This window comes from Ruegeria sp. H9, from assembly GCF_056532915.1.
This window is the reverse complement of record NZ_JBQFNX010000001.1, coordinates 583,129-599,035: the sequence shown is the minus strand read 5'-3', so window position 1 is coordinate 599,035 and position 15,907 is coordinate 583,129. Positions and strand designations below refer to the sequence as shown.

Sequence of the window (15,907 nt, the reverse complement as noted above, 5' to 3'; positions counted from 1 at the left end):
CAGGCCTTCTGCTGCCGGGGCTGGCCGCACCGATGCGGCCTCTATTGCCGCCCTTGGTCATGCTCCTGCTGTTTTTGACGCTGCTGCGAATGCAGCCGGGGGCCATTGTGGGTTCGCTGGTTGACCTGCGAAAAGTTGCGGGAACGATTGCCGCCTTTCAATTGGTTTTGCCGTTGTCTGTCGTTGGGATTGGAATTGCCTGCGGATGGACCGGTTCGCCAGTTTTTTTGGCATTGCTTGTCATGGCTGCAGCCCCATCAATATCCGGCAGCCCCAATATGTGCCTGATGATGGGCTATTCTGCGGAACCGGCGATGCGACTAGTCGTGGTTGGAACGGCTGTTTTGCCACTGACCGCGTTACCGATCTTTTGGCTGATGCCGGAATTGGGTGATCTCAGGGCGGTCCTGATGACCGCGCTTCGGCTTTTTCTTACCATCACAATAGCAATTCTCGCGGCTGTCATATTGCGCCGCACGGTGCTGCGCCAACCTTCAAAGTCTACGCTTTTGAACGTGGAAGGTGCGGCAACGATTACTCTGTCCGTTTTCGTTGTTGGCCTGATGCCATCATTGAGCGCAACCGCACTTGTGGACCCACGTTTCGCGCTGTTCTGGATCGCGTTTGCCTGTCTGATCAACTTTGGGGCTCAGGTTGTCTCATTCCAATTCACACGAACTCGAATGCCCGGTGCCGAGGCTACGGCGGTGTCTCTGATCGCCGGAAACCGGAACATCGCGATATTCTTCGTGGCACTGCCACCTGAAGTGACCGCGCCGATCATGGTGTTCATCGGGGCCTATCAGATACCGATGTATCTGACGCCGCTGATCATGCGCCGACTGTATCAGACGGCTGCCACAAACAGCTGATTTGGGCCAGAGGCATTGGCGGTGCCAGCCCTAACGCTGATCCCCAACCCCGACGCCGACATAGGTTTCAAATCCCGATCCCAGAACCATCGTGGACGAGTAGATATTACGCAAGTCGACCATTCGGGGGGATCTCATAGTCTCTGCCAGCTCGCTCAGGTTCAGGGCGCGGAACTCGTTCCATTCTGTCAGCAAGACAACAACGTCCGCATCTTTGGCCGCGGCGTAGGGATCATCCATCCACTCGACGCCAGGAAGCAGCGCTTCCCCCTCGGCACGGCCTTGCGGATCGACAACGCGGACCTGGGCACCGCCGCCGATCAGGGCGGGAACGATGGTCAGGGAAGGTGCGTCGCGCATGTCATCGGTGTTGGGCTTGAAAGTCACACCCAGAACCGCCACGGTCTTGCCATTGAAGCTGTCATCGCAGGCATCCCGGATCTTCTCGATCATCCGCTTCTTGACCTCATCGTTTACACGAATGACGGTTTCGGTGATCTGCATCGGGTGGGCAAAATCCTGTCCGATCCGGGCAAGTGCAGCGGTGTCTTTCGGAAAACACGAGCCGCCATAGCCAGGGCCTGCGTGCAGAAACTTGTTGCCGATCCGCCCATCCAGACCAATACCGCGCGCCACCTCTTTGACATCGCCGCCTGCCCGCTCGCAAAGACCGGCGATTTCATTGATGAACGTGATTTTGGTCGCCAGGAATGCGTTCGCCGCGTATTTGATCATCTCGGCGCTTTCTAGATCAGTGGTCAGGATCGGAAAGTCACGCAGATAAAGCGGGCGGTAAATCTCGGCCATGACATCCGCCGCTCGTTCGCTTTCGACCCCTACGACAACACGATCCGGGCGCATAAAATCATCAATTGCAGCGCCCTCGCGCAGGAATTCGGGGTTCGATGCGACGTCGAATTCCGCCTTCGGATTTGCACCCGAGACAACTTCATGAACCTTGCGGTTGGTGCCGACCGGGACAGTCGATTTGGTTACGACAACCGTATAGCCGGTGATGGCATGAGCGATTTCTTCGGCGGCGGCCATCACATAAGTCAGATCAGCGTGCCCGTCCCCGCGTCTCGTAGGTGTGCCCACCGCGATGAACACCGCGTCCGCGCCGTCGACCGCAGCGGCCAGGTCGGTGGTAAAGGTCAGGCGGCCAGCAGCCACGTTCTTGGCCATGAGCACATCAAGGCCCGGCTCGTAAATCGGCACCTCTCCATTCTGAAGCATCTTGATCTTGCGATCGGATTTATCGACGCAAATCACATCATGGCCAAAGTCCGAAAAGCAAACCCCGGACACCAAACCGACATATCCGGTGCCAATCATCGCAATGCGCATTTATCGAATTCCTTCTTTTGGGTTTCGCCAATGGCGCATTTCCTGGTCTCTTTCAACCGCTGAACTAAGAGCTCTTGGGTCTCGATAATTACAACCGCCTAGGCATTGCCGGCTTGCTTTGGACAACAACTCGGCACTTCTGAGGTGTTGCGGGCGATAGGGCAAAATCATCAGACTGTTTCTTGGCGACCGAATATGCTTGTTGTGGTGAATTGTTCAAGTGCTGTTCGTGGCTTGCGTTGAACTGGCTATCTGGTCTCGGCGAAGAACGGCGTGTTACGATCAAGATTCGTTGCCAGATCGGATTTCCTACGATGGCATTCGTTCGACCGCTGGCGCGCATTCTCAATCCTACATGTAATATCAGGCACTTCTTCGCTTCAGCAGGCGTTGGGCATAGCCAGAATGCGAAGCTTCATATAGTCTCACAATCAGTTTTCGTGGTGTCGAGCGGCGGCGCGTGCAATCTGTTAATTATTTTAAGGCTTCGCGATGGGGGGCATGTTCTCGTTTTTGGGTTCCGGGAAAGGCGTTGGCCCTGCATCTCCACGCCGCATGAGCGCCGGTCGCGGAGCGCGCTGATGGTGCTGCACCCCACCGGCCCGGAAACTGATCTTGGCGCGATGGAGCACCGCCATCTGACTGTCATGATGGTGGATCTTGTCGAGTCCACGGTATTGGCTCAAATGCTTGAGCCCGAAGACTTGCTGTCTACGACATTACGTTATCATAAACTGGTCGAACAAATTGCCGATGAGTTCGGGGGCAGGGTGCTGCAGATCGTGGGCGACGGTATCCTCGTCGCCTTTGGTTGGCCTGCTGCGTCTGAAAATAATGCCGAGCGCGCTCTACGCGCGGCGCTGCGCATCCACACTGATCTGCCCGCAATGGCGGGTCCGCTCGATCTCAGGTGCCGGATTGGGATCGCATCCGGCGTAGTTCTTGTCGGGGACATCGCGCTTGGGACCAATATTCAGCCCGACGCGATTTTTGGATCGACGCTAAATCTTGCGGCACGTCTTCAGTCGTTGGCGACCCCCGGTGGAACAATGGTTTCTGCGGCAACACGAGCGCTTGGGGCCGAGCAAATGGAGTTCGAGCCGCAAGGCGTTCAGAACCTCGCGGGGTTCGACCGGCCTGTTCCAGTTTATCGATTGACCGGTGAAGGCAAGGATCAGGCCCGCCGCCATAACCGCACCCCGTTGCTTGGCCGCAAAGCCGAACGCGGACAACTCCGCCGCGCGTGGAAAGACGTGGAAGCCGGAAGAGGGCGGGTGATTCACATATTGGGTGAGGCAGGGATTGGCAAATCGCACCTGATCCGTGATCTGCGTTCGTCGGTCGGGCCGCAGGCATGGGTGACCTATCACTGCAGCCCGTTCCATGTCAGCACACCGTTCTTTCCCTTCGTATCACAGGTCGAACGGTGGTGCGGCATCCACAATCACGACGATATTGCCGCGCGTCGCGACCGGTTGTCAGAACATCTGAGCGATATTCTGGACGACGCGCAACTTCGCACGCTGTATTTCATTCTTGCCCCGGGCCCCGGCGACAGCGGGACGACCAGTGAGGACGAACTGCGCGCGCAACTGAGTGACATATTCATCCGCGTCTACCAAAAACTCAGCCGAGAGGGACCGGTGCTTGTCGTGGTTGAGGATATGCAATGGGTCGACCCATCGACCCTTTCAGTGCTGCGCGACGTGGCCGAGCATCTGACATCACTTCCCGTACTGATGTTGATGGTTTCGCGGATGCCGGCGCCATCAGCGATCAAAGAGAGCATACCGTCTCTTGAGCAATTGTCGCTTCCACCGCTCGATGATGCGACATCGTCAGAACTGGCCAAGGCGGCCTCGGGTGCGCGACTTGATGACCGCACCACGGCGCAGATTTTGGCGCGGGGCAATGGTGTGCCCCTTTTCATCAAGGAATGCTCTGCCGCCATCGCTGCGTCGCCTGAACGTATCGTGGACAACATTCCCGCCACCTTGCATGACCTCCTGGCGCAACAGGTTGACGAGGTCGGAGAACTCCGACGCGCCGCGATCGAAGCCGCTGTTATTGGTGGTGCCTTTGGGGCACCTTTGCTGGCTCAGATCAGTGAACTGACTGAAGACGAGTCCGAAGACGCTATCTTTGGGCTCGCCGCCACGGGTATATTGCAACATCTGCCCGGCGCGAATGACGACGCCGAAATGATCTGGCGGTTCCGCCATGAATTGGTGCGTGAGGCGGCATATCAAAGCCTTGTGCGGGACCGTCGCATTCATTTGCATCGACGCACGGCGGAAGCCCTTGCCGCCCAACCGGAAGCCGCCCGACAGCCTGAACAAATAGCGCGGCACTGGGAACTGGCCGGTGAAACAACGAAGGCGGTGGCCGCCTGGTCGGAGGCCGCGCGGCTGAACCTGAGGCGCCACGCAAATCGCGAAGGGGCTCAGCATGCCCGAAACGGATTGCGGCTGTTGGACGAGTTGCCCGTAGACCAACGCGATAAAGCTGAATTGAACTTGCAATTCCTTCTGGCCGCTGCCGAACGCGTGCATGTCGGTTATGGTGCCAAGCCCGCAATTGATGCCTTTGGGCGCAGTTTTGAACTGGCTGAAAAGCTGGGCGACAGGCGTACTCTTGTGCGCGCGGGCAGGGGTCTGTTTACCGCTGCAATGGTCAAAGGTGATTACCAGAACGCCGAGCAATGGGGGCAAGCGATCATCGATGCGTATGACGATCACCACACCCGAATGGTCGGAAACTACATCTGTGGGGCCGCGCTATCCCCGCGCGGTCGGTTTCAGGATGCGGCAGCAGCTCTGGAACAAGCGGCGTCTCATGCGGATGCGCATTGCGCCGAAGCTGGAAACAGCCCCGATATTGCAGCCGTGATACAAATCGAGAGTATGAGCGCGCTGGTCGACAGCTTTCAGGGCAAAACTGAGGTGGCACTCGCCAAAGCCAAGCGGGCAGTTGACGCCGCGATGGCGTCGGGCCAGCCCTTGATCATCGCAAATGCAATGCACTGGTTGACCGAAATCCACATGCAAATGGATCACCCGGATTATGCGCGCATGGCCGAGGCGCTGAGCGCGGCTGTTCAGGACAAGGGCGGCCCTTATTACCAAGCTGTTGCGACGGCCCATCTTGCCGGGGCTGCCATCAGAACCGGCGAGGCCACAGAGGGCGTGGCCATGCTGCAGGCCGCTTGGGGAAGGATGCACGCAACGGGTGCCGAGGCGGCTGGCGTGCTCGTCAACACCGAGCTCGCACGGGGCTATCTTGCTCTGGGTGAGATTCAGAAAGGGTTGGATGCGGTGGAGGCTGGCCTGACATGTGCAGAAAACACTGACGAGCGGAACTATGAGGCTGAAATCCACCGGATCAAGGCAGCCCTTCTACTGGAACAAGGTGCTCCGTTCGACGCGGCTGAGGCGGCTTTGCGTGAAGCTATAGCCGTGGCGAATGATCAGGGCGCGGCGCTGTATGAATTGCGCGCGCTGAGTGATCTTGCCTGCATCCGGCCAGCCGATACGGAAGTTGCCGCGCGGATTACTGAGCTGGAAGAGCGCGCGGTCGCGTCTTAGGTCCCGCCGGGACGTCGACCTAAAGTGCAGTCTTCGGGTTGCAGGTCCAAGCCAACAAAACGCGCCACCTGCGAGAATGACGAAGTTTTCTTCAGCAACTGAAAACCTTTCTCTGAAAAAGTCTCAGCCGAGTACAAATTTTTGGATACCATCGGGTTGTTCATAAGCTGCGTGATCGCGTCATACGCCACCATCGATGTCATCAGATCGCCCATGATCACATCGCCCTTGTGCTGTTCCGCAAAGAGACCAGGGAACAACTCGACCCTATTGACGTCGCAATAGAGCCGGCTCAGGTCGGCAATCAATTCTTCCGCAAACGGCTGATCACCAATCATCTCAGTAAAGCTTGAATGCGGTTTGCGGCAGAAATGATGACGATAAGTGTTCAGCGACGGAAGACGCGCCTTACGCGTCAGGGCAATCGTAGCTTCGACAGGGGCAGGAGCACCGGGCGCAGGCCTTTGGAACAGGAAATCGGGCGTGTTGCGCAGCGACATGCGGGCCGCAGGTTGGCGCGACAATGATCGGATCATTTCCGCCAAGCCTGTTTGTTCGACCAGTCGTGGATTGAATCTGAACCCCTCCGGGCCAACCTGTGCGCCGTCGATTATAAATCGCTCGGGGATCATCGAATGCCAGCGGTAGAGCAAATTGAACTCAATCGCGATCTGGTTGGAATGATGCCACGGTTGCCAGCGATTGACGCCAACGGGTAGTTTGAAAGGCATATTGGCGATGTGGGCGATGTAGTCCTCAAGCACAAGCTTGATCAGCAATGCGATCAAGGTGCAGCGTGTAGTCTGGAACACACGCTCTTTATCCCAGCCTGATATGCCGCGCTTTTCGCGCCACAACAGATCGGCAAAGGTGTTATGGGCGCGCAACATCAGTGTATTGATCGTGATATAGCCTATCGTACCATTGCCATTATCGAGCCCGGTTGCATGAAAATCGAGCAGTAGCTGGTCGATTGCGTGATCGCTGAGACCCGGATGCGCCCGTTTCACCGCATTCCACAGCTTGCAGGGATCGTGCAACGGCTTTCCGCAATTCTCGCCAGTGGCGAGACTGCCATCAAAAGGGGGTGCTAGCTTAACACCACCGGATTGGTTTTTTTGAAACAGCTTCGGAGCCCACATCTCGCCCTGTGTATCCAGACGAAAGGCCAGCCGGTGGGTTAGTTCATTGGTATCGGGATCGCGTTCGCGCAGCATGTCGGTCTGAAAATCGTTCAGCCCGTAGATTTGGCACAGATCGACTTCGTGGTTCGAATCCGTCTGATCAACCGGTCCTTTCGCCCCAAAGGTGCGAAGGAAACTGTCGGTAAACCATTGTGCGGCCGAGATAAACAATAGTGTCGATCCTTGCGGGCACATCAAGGTAAGCGGGCTGCCATCCATTTGTGTCCGTCGGCGAAAGAGATCAGCAACTTCGCTTTCCGACGGCAGGACGGGTGAGAGGTCTTCTGGCGTCGTATGCCGACCGATCCAGCGATGGGAAAACACGCCGGGCCATGTCGTGTAGTCTGTGCCCATTGTATAGGGCCGCGGTCGGTGGATCTTCGCGGCGTTTGCAAGCCTGATCGCGGCCAAATAACTCGTAACGGGTGGGGAGATCTTGAATCCGAGTTTGATCAGATCATCAACGTCCAGCATCAATACATCTCCGTTTGGTCATCGGTTCGGGAACCGGGCGCGGGCCAGGCTAAGATAGGTTCTGAGCCGGATCGCATTAATCGGTCCTAAAGGTTCGTGATCTGCCGTGACACGCCAGGGCGAGAAGCTCATCGCGTCGCCATTCTGCGGATCAAATTCTGCACCTTTGGGAATCGTGATATCCGCCACGGGCGTGACGGTATGATGGTACGGATCAAGAGGTGCATCTGGTTGCGGATCGCATGCCCACCGGATGCGATTGTCTAGCACATCGAACTCGTCGGCCGGGCGCGGGGGCTCAATCACACACAGCTCGAAGTGATTATCTCCATCGGCCACGTCTTGCCGCAAACACTGACCGATCCCATCTGGGTCGTCTAACGGATGTGCCGGAACTTTTGGTTTAGCGCTGCGGGCCAGGTATCGGACTGTTAGATCGGGGCCCAGCCGATACGGTGTTGTCGACCAGAAATGGACCTCAAAAGGCGAGTGCATATAGTTCGAGGCGAAATCACTCGCGACGCGAAACTGACGCTTGCCTTCACGAGTGAGGAAGGCGCGAAATCCTGCGCGCAGCCCTTTGGTGATCAACCTAAGGCTCCATTTTCGTCGCCCTTTGATCGCGTGCTGGACCGCTTGTAATGTGGCGACAAGTCTGCCCAATCGCTCATATTCATCGGGGACGTAGCTGGGAAACACATCCTGATCGACCAATACAAAATCGAACTCGTCGCTGAGTTGTGTGGTCCCCAGATGCGCAAGTGCTTCGGCGTCGATCAGCTTGGGGCCAGGCACGTCAAAAAGCTTGATCGCCATCCCGTGGGCATCCGATTTCCGGTCATCCAGATGCGCGCCGTTGGAAAAGCGAAGTGCGGCTGAATAGGCAGCGGGCTGTTCAAACAGGCCGTGACGGAACTGTTCTGGTAGATCGTTTCTGACGGTGAATGTTGCAGCCACGCACCCGTGACTGCGCCCATGCTGAGCCCTTAAGCGATGGCCTTTCCACCGTGCAACGGCCTCGAGATTGTGGTCAATGACATCATCAACAATATCCGGCGGCAATGCGTTTTGCGAAACATGTGTCAAAGAACCGTCTCCTTGGATAAACCCAGGCAATGATCAAACAGGGGCAAGGCGCTGACAAAGCTAAACCTCTAAATTTGTTCAGCTTACCTCAGATTGTCTAATTTCCAAACACACCAACTATGGACAGCCGTGGCCAGACAAATTCGGCGCGCAGCCCTACCCATTCGGTTGGTGCTTCGGACACGTGGTTGCCGGCGCTCGATCCTCGACCAGAGTTGGGCGCCTTCGACTTTATCATTGACGTGTCCGGTGTTCTCGGGCACTCAATCGATTGATGGTTCCCGGTGGTGTTGCCGCGGGATGAAAAGGGAATACGGTGAGGTTTGCCAAAAGGTGCCAATTCCGTAACTGCCCCCGCAACTGTAAGCGGTGAGCAAGGTCAAACAGCCACTGGTCCACAGGGTCGGGAAGGTTGGCCGAGCGCGGACCCGCAAGTCAGGAGACCTGCCATCAGATGTTTAACCAACCCGGGGCGGGGCGTCCTGGAAGGAGGCTTTGATGGCGCGTCAATCGCGTGTTTACATTGTCGGCAGCTTCCGCATGCGCTTGGAAACAAGTGGAGTGGACCATGCCAGATACGCCTGATCATTTCATTCTAGTCTGCGAAAGCTGCACTGAAGGGCTGCCCCTTGATGAAATTTGCGATGCGTTGACTGGGAAATTACCTCGCAGTTTTGCGATCCGCGCGTCGTCTTGCATGGCAGGCTGCGATAGTCCCAGAACGGTTGGGTTCCAGGCCGTAGGAAAGGCGCAATACCTTTTTGGTGGCATTCAGACCGCGGATGAGGTGCAGGCGCTGGCTGAGTTTGCAGCGCAGTATCGTGAAAGCCCGGATGGCTGGACAAATGCCACTGATCGCCCGCAGGCGTTGTCCAATAAAACCCTCTCGCGCATGCCGCGGATCGAACAGGGGGCATCGCAATGACGTTGCCACCCTTTCTGATTGCCGAAAACCTTGAGTATTATGCCCTTAACGGAGATGTCCTGTTGCAGGGCGTCTCGTTCGAGTTGGACGAGGGTTCCATTCTAGCCATCGCCGGCCCGAACGGGGCGGGGAAAACGACGCTTCTCAATCTGTTGTGCGGCGCTGAGCCGCTGGCACTTGGCGATGTTCGGATCAAAGGACGCAGTCTGAAACAGCTCACGGCCAAAGAGCGTGCGCGCATGATTGCAGTGGTAGGTCAGCAGGAACTGCCCGATGGACGCTTGGCGTTACGCGATTATGTTGCGCTGGGGCAAATACCCATCCGTGCGGACCGCTCTGCCGAAGGCCACGCGCAAGAGCTGGACCGGATTTTAGACCTGACCGGTCTCGCCAATCTCGCGGACAAGCGCATGGCCCAACTGTCCGGAGGCGAACGTCAGCGTGCCCATATCGCGCGTGCTTTGGCGCAGAACCCTTCGTTGCTGTTTCTGGACGAACCGACCAACCATCTGGATCCTGATGCAAAAGGGCGGATGCTGTCTTTGGTCGCCGAGCTTGGGATCACCGTGGTCATGATCGTACACGATCTTGTCATGATCCCCGAATTCGCCACACACGTGGCGCTGATGAAATCGACCCGCATGATCGAGTTTGGGTCGGTGGACAAGGTGCTGACACCCGAAAGAGTCCGCGAAACTTTTGGCGTTGATTTCCTCTGCTTTCTCCACGAAGGCCGCGTGATCCCGGCGCTTGATATTCGAAGAACTACAGTCTCAACTTAGTCGAAGGAACACACTGAGATGAAATACATCTGGCCCGTGGCGTTGGCCACCGCCATGGCAAGCGGTGCTGCTGCGCAAGAAGTCACCGTAGACAACTGCGGCGAACCGCTGGTTTTTAATACCGCGCCCGAGCGCCTGGTTGTGCATGACATGAACATGACCGATATGGCCTTTGCATTGGGTCTGCAGGACAAGATCGTCGGCCTGACCGGCATCACCGGCTGGTACAAGACCAGCCCTGATTTTGATGCCCTGCGTGGCGACATCCCCGAGCTTGCGCCAAAATATCCGACCGTCGAAAATTTGGTGGCGGTTGAACCCGACCTGTTCTTTGCCGGTTGGTACTATGGCATGAAGCCGGGTGGTGATGTGACCCCAGATACATTGGAACCGTTCGGAATCAAGACCATGGTTCTAACCGAAAGCTGCGTCCATCTGGACAAGGATCGCCCCGAAGCCAGCATGGATCTTCTATTTGGCGATGTGTTGCGCTTGGGCAAGGTGATGCAAGTCGAAGACAAGGCCGAGGCTTTGGTCTCGGGCTGGAAAGAGCAGCTGGCAGCGATCGAAGCCAAGACTGCTGAACTGCCCAGGCCCCGCGTCTTTCTTCTGGATGGTCCTGCAGATGCTCCGTTTACCGCCGGTAAATTCGCGATTCCCGATGCGATGATCACAGCCGCCGGTGGTGAAAACGTCACTCATGACATGGACACGAGCTGGGGCCGCACTTCGTGGGAGGCCGTTGCCGCATCGAACCCGGAATTCCTGGTTTTGTTGGATTATCAGACCGGCAATGGCGCCGAGGACACCTTCAAGTTCCTGCAGGAACATCCCGTCATGTCCCAGACTGACGCCGTCAAGAACGAACGCTGGATCGGATTGCGCTACGAAGAGCTGACGCCGGGACCGGCAAATATCGAAGCGATCTCGAAGATGGCGCGCGCGATGCATCCGGGTCAGAGCTGATATGGGCCGATTGGGCCTGACATTGTTGCTGGGGGCGGTCGTTCTGACCGCCCTTTTGCTGATTTCCACGATCTACGGCACAACCTCGATTCCTTTGTCCGACACCTTCACCGCGATATTGCGCGGTACCGGGTTGCAGGACGGAGAGATGTCGCCGCTGCATAGGATCGTATTCGACCTGCGACTGCCCCGCGCGTTGTTTGCAGCCGTGATCGGTGCCGGGCTGGGCATCGTTGGCGTGGTGCTGCAAACGACCACACGTAATGACCTTGCCGATCCATTTCTGTTCGGCCTGTCCTCGGGCGCGGCAGCGGGGGCGGTGTTTGTAATTACCGTGACCGGAGATATTCTGGGTTTCTGGACTCTGCCTCTGGCTGCCTTTTGCGGCGGTCTTGTGGCGTCGGGCATCGTGCTGGCGCTGGTTCATGGGCTTCGCACCAGCGCACCGGAGAAGCTGATCCTTGCGGGTCTGGCTGTGTCGTTTTTGTTTTCGGCCATCACCAACTATCTGATCTTCGCCGGTGATAGCCGCGCCGCCCATTCTGTCATCTTCTGGATGCTGGGGGGGCTGGGCCTGGCCCGTTGGGAGACGTTCCCGCTGGTGTGCATCGGTCTGCTGCTGATCCTGTGCTATTCGCTTTATCGCAGCCGCTGGTTGGATGCGCTGCTGACCGGGGATTTGACTGCCGCTACTCTGGGTGTGCCGGTTCGGGGTCTGCGGTTCAGCATGTTTTTCACCGCAGCTTTGGCAACGGCCGTGTTTGTTTCCGTAGCCGGAGTGATTGGTTTTGTCGGTCTGATGGTGCCGCATATTGCACGCGGGATCGCAGGTCCCCTGCACAAAAACCTTCTACCTGCCGCCGCTATGGTTGGTGCTGCCTTGTTGACCGGCTCTGACATTCTCAGCAGGCTTCTGCTGGCTCCGCAAGAATTGCCGGTGGGGATCGTCACAACTTCAATCGGATCGGTGTTTGTGTTCTTGCTTTTATTCAGGACAGCGAGAAATCAACGGTAAGACCCTCGATCTTCGCTCCCAAGATATTTCGTTCTGATCAGATCTGAGCCGAGTTTAAACCTTTCCGTCAGCCGCTTGGCCGAGCCACTTGAACACAAGCTTGGCTCGGTCGGATGAGGTGTTGTGTAGTTTCACGTAGAAATCCAGTTGCGATGAGATGGTTTGCGGCAACAGTCTGACCAGTTTTCCGGATGCGGTCAGCTCCGAGGTCAGTCCCTCCCATCCCAGCACTGCGCCCATATCGTCCTGAGCGGCCTGAAGCGCAATCGTGTAATTGTTGACCCGATGCGCGGAATTCAGCGGGCCTTCATAGCCGAGTTTCTGGGTCCAGGCACGCCAGTCGGTCCAGCCGGTATCCGGAGCGTCGAGATGAATTAGGGGGACCCTGGCAATATCTTCAACACGTTTGATGGGATTCTGTTGCGCAAACCTTGGGCTGCAAAGCGCCATGATCTTGTCGTGAAATAGTGTCTTGAAGATGCCCGTTTCGCGACTGGAATCGCCGTAATGGATACTTAGGTCGCATTTTGACGTGTCGATGCCGAGGTCGGTCACGACCTGCGTCACGGAAACATGTCCGTATTGCTTCCAGAATTGCGCAAGGCGCGGGGTGAGCCAAAGTGAACTGACAGCCGTGGTTGAGCGGATCGTCACACCTTTTCTGTCATATTGACGCCGCAACTGCCCAAGTGCTTCGCTGATGCCTTCCAGACCACGTTGAAGGGCAACAAGAAGATAAGCACCGCTTTCAGTAAGTTCCACGCCGCGATGATGGCGCAGAAACAGCGCGCATTGCAGCTCGTTTTCCAGCGCTTTGACCTGATGGCTGATTGCGGCCGGCGTGACGTTCAGCTCTTCTGCAGCGGTCTTGAAGCTTACATGCCGCGCAGCAGCCTCAAAGCTGATAAGCGAACTTACAGGTGGAAGATCGTAGGGCCTGTTGAGCAAGGTGATTTGACCTGTGATGGTTTGTACATCCAATATTATATAAGCACTATCCGAAGATCAGGCTTAGCTGATCTTATTCAAAGTGAATCTTTTTGCAATTGCCCACCAGCGGTTCACGGTGAAAATTCGCCACAACCGTTTGAGACATGATCAATGGATGTATCAAAGGTCCTCAAGACCCTTGGCGTTCATATCGATCTTTCCTCATGCAATGCGACCCCCGGTTGGTCGTGCACAAGTTGAAGGAGTTGCAGTATGCAGTCACATGCAAAAGTCGTGGTTGTCGGAGGTGGGTGCGTCGGTGCGTCAATTCTGTACGGGTTAACCGAACATGGGTGTTCCGATGCCGTTATGCTGGAGCGCACCACACTGACCTCGGGTTCGACGTGGCATGCGGCTGGTTTGCTAGTGACCTTTGTGCGGTCGCACAACGTGTCGAAGATGACGATGGAAACCATCCGCATCTACACCGAGGTGGAAGAGAAGATGGGCAGTTCGGTCGGACTGCGTAAGGTAGGACAGCTGCGGGTGGCTAATACCGAAAAGCGCTGGGATGAGTTCCAGTCCTATATCTCGATCGCCGAAGCCGCCGGCGTGCCTTGTAAGCTGCTGACGCCAGAGGAGATTGCCGAGATTCATCCCTTGCTGAATCAAAGTTCAGATATTCGGGGTGGTATTCTGCACACGGAAGACGGCTATGTGAATCCCGCCGACATTACCATGGCATTGGCCAGGCTCGCGCGGGATGCCGGCGCCAAGGTATACCAGAACACCGAAGCGCAGGCTTATGAGAAGCTGGACAATGGCCACTGGAAAGTGACCACCAATCAGGGTGAGATCACCTGCGAGCATCTGATCTTTGCCACCGGCAACTACGCCCGCGAAAATGCGCGCCGCGTGGGGCTGGACCTGCCATGTATCCCGATCGTTCACCAGTATTGGACGACCGAGACGGTGCCGCTGTTGAAAGAGCGCCGGGCGCAAGGCTTGCCCGAATTCCCAATCCTGCGGGATGAGGACTACGGCGCTTATCTGCGCGAAGATGTGGGCGGGATCCAGTTCGGGCCGTATGAATTCACCAAAGACCTCAAACTATTCGCCGAGGATCGTGTCCCGCCCGAGTTCGGAGCCGATCTGTTGCCCGAGGATTTTGATGCCGTGGAAACCCAATGGGAACGCGCCATCGAACGGGTGCCAACCTTGGGTGAGGTTGGGATCAAGGCCAACACCCGTGGCCCGTTCCAGATGACCCCGGACGAGCTGCCTCTGGCCGGACCCGCACCGGGGCATGAGAACCTTTGGCTGGCCGAAGGCATGCCAGGTGGCATCCTCTGGGGCGGCACCGTTGGTAACCGTTTGGCCAAATGGATCGTCGATGGCGATCCGGGCATGGATATGTCGGAGCTCGACCCGCGTCGATTCTCGGATTACGCCTCAAAACGTTGGACCATGGATAAGGTGCGCGAGACATGGGGCACCCATATGGATGCGCATGTTCCGGGTGAGGACTTCCCGGATGCGCGCCCGATGAAGACCATGGGGTCATATGATCTTTTGACTGCTCAGGGCGCGGTTTGGACCAGCTTTAACGGCTACGAATTTCCTCGCTGGTTTGCCAAATCGCCCGAAGAGGCGATCCCCGAACACAGTTTCCGCCGCACCAACCATATGGAGCGTGTCCAGGAAGAGGTGCGCACCACCCGTGAAGAGGCTGGCTTCATCGAAATGTCGCCGATGACCAAGTTCACAGTGCGTGGACCGGGTGCAGCCAAATGGCTGGATAGCCTGATGGCCAACAAGCTGCCCAAGGTGGGCCGCATGACCTTGTCGCTGATGTTGAACGATAAGGGCGGCATGGATGCGGAGTACACAATCGTGCGCTATGCCGACGACGATTTCTACCTGATATCGACGCCGAACTGGCGAGCCTACAATTGGGATCAGTTACAGCGCGTGCTGCCAGGTGATGGCTCGGTGGTGATCGAGGATATCTCAGAACAGCTGGGCGTGATCGCACTGGCTGGGCCCAAGGCACGGGACATCCTGCAACCATTGACCGATAATGATTTGTCGAACGAAGCATTCCCATGGCTGTCGGCACAGATGGGCGAGGTGGGCTATGCCAAAGGTGTGCACTTGTTGCGCGTCTCCTACACCGGTGAGTTGGGATGGGAACTGCACCACCCGGTCGGGTACAATCGCCACCTCGTTGATTTGCTGCTGAAATCGGGTGTGAAACCTTTCGGGCTTGAAGCGTTGGAGTCGATGCGGCTTGAGAAATCCTATCGCGCAATCAACCGCGAAATCTGCAAGGACCTGACCCCATATGAGGCCGATTTGGGCCGTTTCGTTGCAATGACCGAGAAGATCGGCGGGCAGGTGGCTGAACGTGATTTCGTCGGCAAAGCCGCGCTGCAAAAGCAGCAGGAGCAGGGTGGATACAACACACTGGTCACACTGAAGCTGCCGTTCTGCGACACCTCGGTGATGTTTGACGAAGGCGTCTATGCCGATGGCAAGCTGATCGGACGCGTCACTTCGGGCGGGTTCTCGTATTACTGCAACCACGACCTTGCGATGGCGCTGGTTCCATACGAGATGACGGCACCCGGCACCAAAATGCAGGTGCTCATCCACAATGAAATGCGCGAGGCAGAAGTGATCGATACCTGCGCCGTTGATCCCACCAGCGCCCGCGCGCGCGCCTGATCAGGAGGATTTGAG

General features: G+C 57.0%; 11 protein-coding genes and 1 riboswitch. Of the genes, 7 read left to right on the top strand and 4 right to left on the bottom strand.

Features of this window, described 5'->3' with window-relative positions:
- Nucleotides 1-59: 59 nt before the first annotated feature.
- The gene (locus ACR0CZ_RS02640; protein ID WP_480537093.1) at nt 60-872 is read left to right on the top strand and encodes a hypothetical protein; all 813 of its coding nucleotides are present in this window, start codon (nt 60-62) and stop codon (nt 870-872) included.
- Nucleotides 873-902: 30 nt separating this feature from the next.
- On the opposite strand, the gene ACR0CZ_RS02635 is transcribed toward ACR0CZ_RS02640, so the two are convergent.
- Nucleotides 903-2,219: a UDP-glucose dehydrogenase family protein gene (locus tag ACR0CZ_RS02635; RefSeq protein ID WP_170393807.1), complete on the bottom strand. Its 1,317-nt coding sequence runs from the start codon at nt 2,217-2,219 to the stop codon at nt 903-905.
- A gap of 581 nt (nt 2,220-2,800) precedes the next feature.
- Between ACR0CZ_RS02635 and ACR0CZ_RS02630 the strand changes: the two genes are divergently transcribed.
- On the top strand, nt 2,801-5,803 hold the full coding sequence (locus ACR0CZ_RS02630; RefSeq protein WP_170393810.1) for an adenylate/guanylate cyclase domain-containing protein: 3,003 nt from the start codon (nt 2,801-2,803) through the stop codon (nt 5,801-5,803).
- Here the strand turns inward: ACR0CZ_RS02630 and ACR0CZ_RS02625 are convergent.
- Both ACR0CZ_RS02625 and ACR0CZ_RS02620 read right to left on the bottom strand, forming a co-directional pair.
- Nucleotides 5,800-7,461, bottom strand: a complete 1,662-nt coding sequence (locus ACR0CZ_RS02625) for a peroxidase family protein (protein WP_170393812.1) — start codon at nt 7,459-7,461, stop codon at nt 5,800-5,802. The genes ACR0CZ_RS02630 and ACR0CZ_RS02625 overlap by 4 nt on opposite strands.
- Nucleotides 7,462-7,479: 18 nt before the next feature.
- Nucleotides 7,480-8,547, bottom strand: a complete 1,068-nt coding sequence (locus ACR0CZ_RS02620) for a catalase family protein (protein ID WP_170393814.1) — start codon at nt 8,545-8,547, stop codon at nt 7,480-7,482.
- 258 nt (nt 8,548-8,805) lie between these two features.
- A riboswitch (cobalamin riboswitch) is annotated at nt 8,806-9,013 on the top strand.
- 102 nt (nt 9,014-9,115) lie between these two features.
- Here ACR0CZ_RS02620 and ACR0CZ_RS02615 point away from each other — a divergent pair.
- From ACR0CZ_RS02615 to ACR0CZ_RS02600, 4 genes are read left to right on the top strand one after another with little or no spacing between them, the layout of a single operon-like run.
- Nucleotides 9,116-9,472 (top strand): DUF1636 family protein, encoded by a 357-nt coding sequence (locus ACR0CZ_RS02615; protein WP_170393816.1) that lies wholly within the window; start codon nt 9,116-9,118, stop codon nt 9,470-9,472.
- Nucleotides 9,469-10,254: an ABC transporter ATP-binding protein gene (locus ACR0CZ_RS02610; RefSeq protein ID WP_170393818.1), complete on the top strand. Its 786-nt coding sequence runs from the start codon at nt 9,469-9,471 to the stop codon at nt 10,252-10,254. Before ACR0CZ_RS02615 ends, ACR0CZ_RS02610 begins: the two co-directional genes overlap by 4 nt.
- An 18-nt stretch (nt 10,255-10,272) precedes the next feature.
- The gene (locus tag ACR0CZ_RS02605; RefSeq protein WP_170393820.1) at nt 10,273-11,220 is read left to right on the top strand and encodes an ABC transporter substrate-binding protein; all 948 of its coding nucleotides are present in this window, start codon (nt 10,273-10,275) and stop codon (nt 11,218-11,220) included.
- A 1-nt stretch (nt 11,221) separates the two neighbouring features.
- On the top strand, nt 11,222-12,235 hold the full coding sequence (locus ACR0CZ_RS02600) for an iron ABC transporter permease (protein ID WP_170393822.1): 1,014 nt from the start codon (nt 11,222-11,224) through the stop codon (nt 12,233-12,235).
- A gap of 54 nt (nt 12,236-12,289) precedes the next feature.
- On the opposite strand, the gene ACR0CZ_RS02595 is transcribed toward ACR0CZ_RS02600, so the two are convergent.
- Entirely contained in the window at nt 12,290-13,183 is an 894-nt protein-coding gene (locus tag ACR0CZ_RS02595) for a LysR substrate-binding domain-containing protein (protein WP_170393823.1), read from the bottom strand.
- Nucleotides 13,184-13,438: 255 nt separating this feature from the next.
- Between ACR0CZ_RS02595 and ACR0CZ_RS02590 the strand changes: the two genes are divergently transcribed.
- Nucleotides 13,439-15,892: a GcvT family protein gene (locus ACR0CZ_RS02590; RefSeq protein WP_170393825.1), complete on the top strand. Its 2,454-nt coding sequence runs from the start codon at nt 13,439-13,441 to the stop codon at nt 15,890-15,892.
- Nucleotides 15,893-15,907 lie beyond the last annotated feature (15 nt).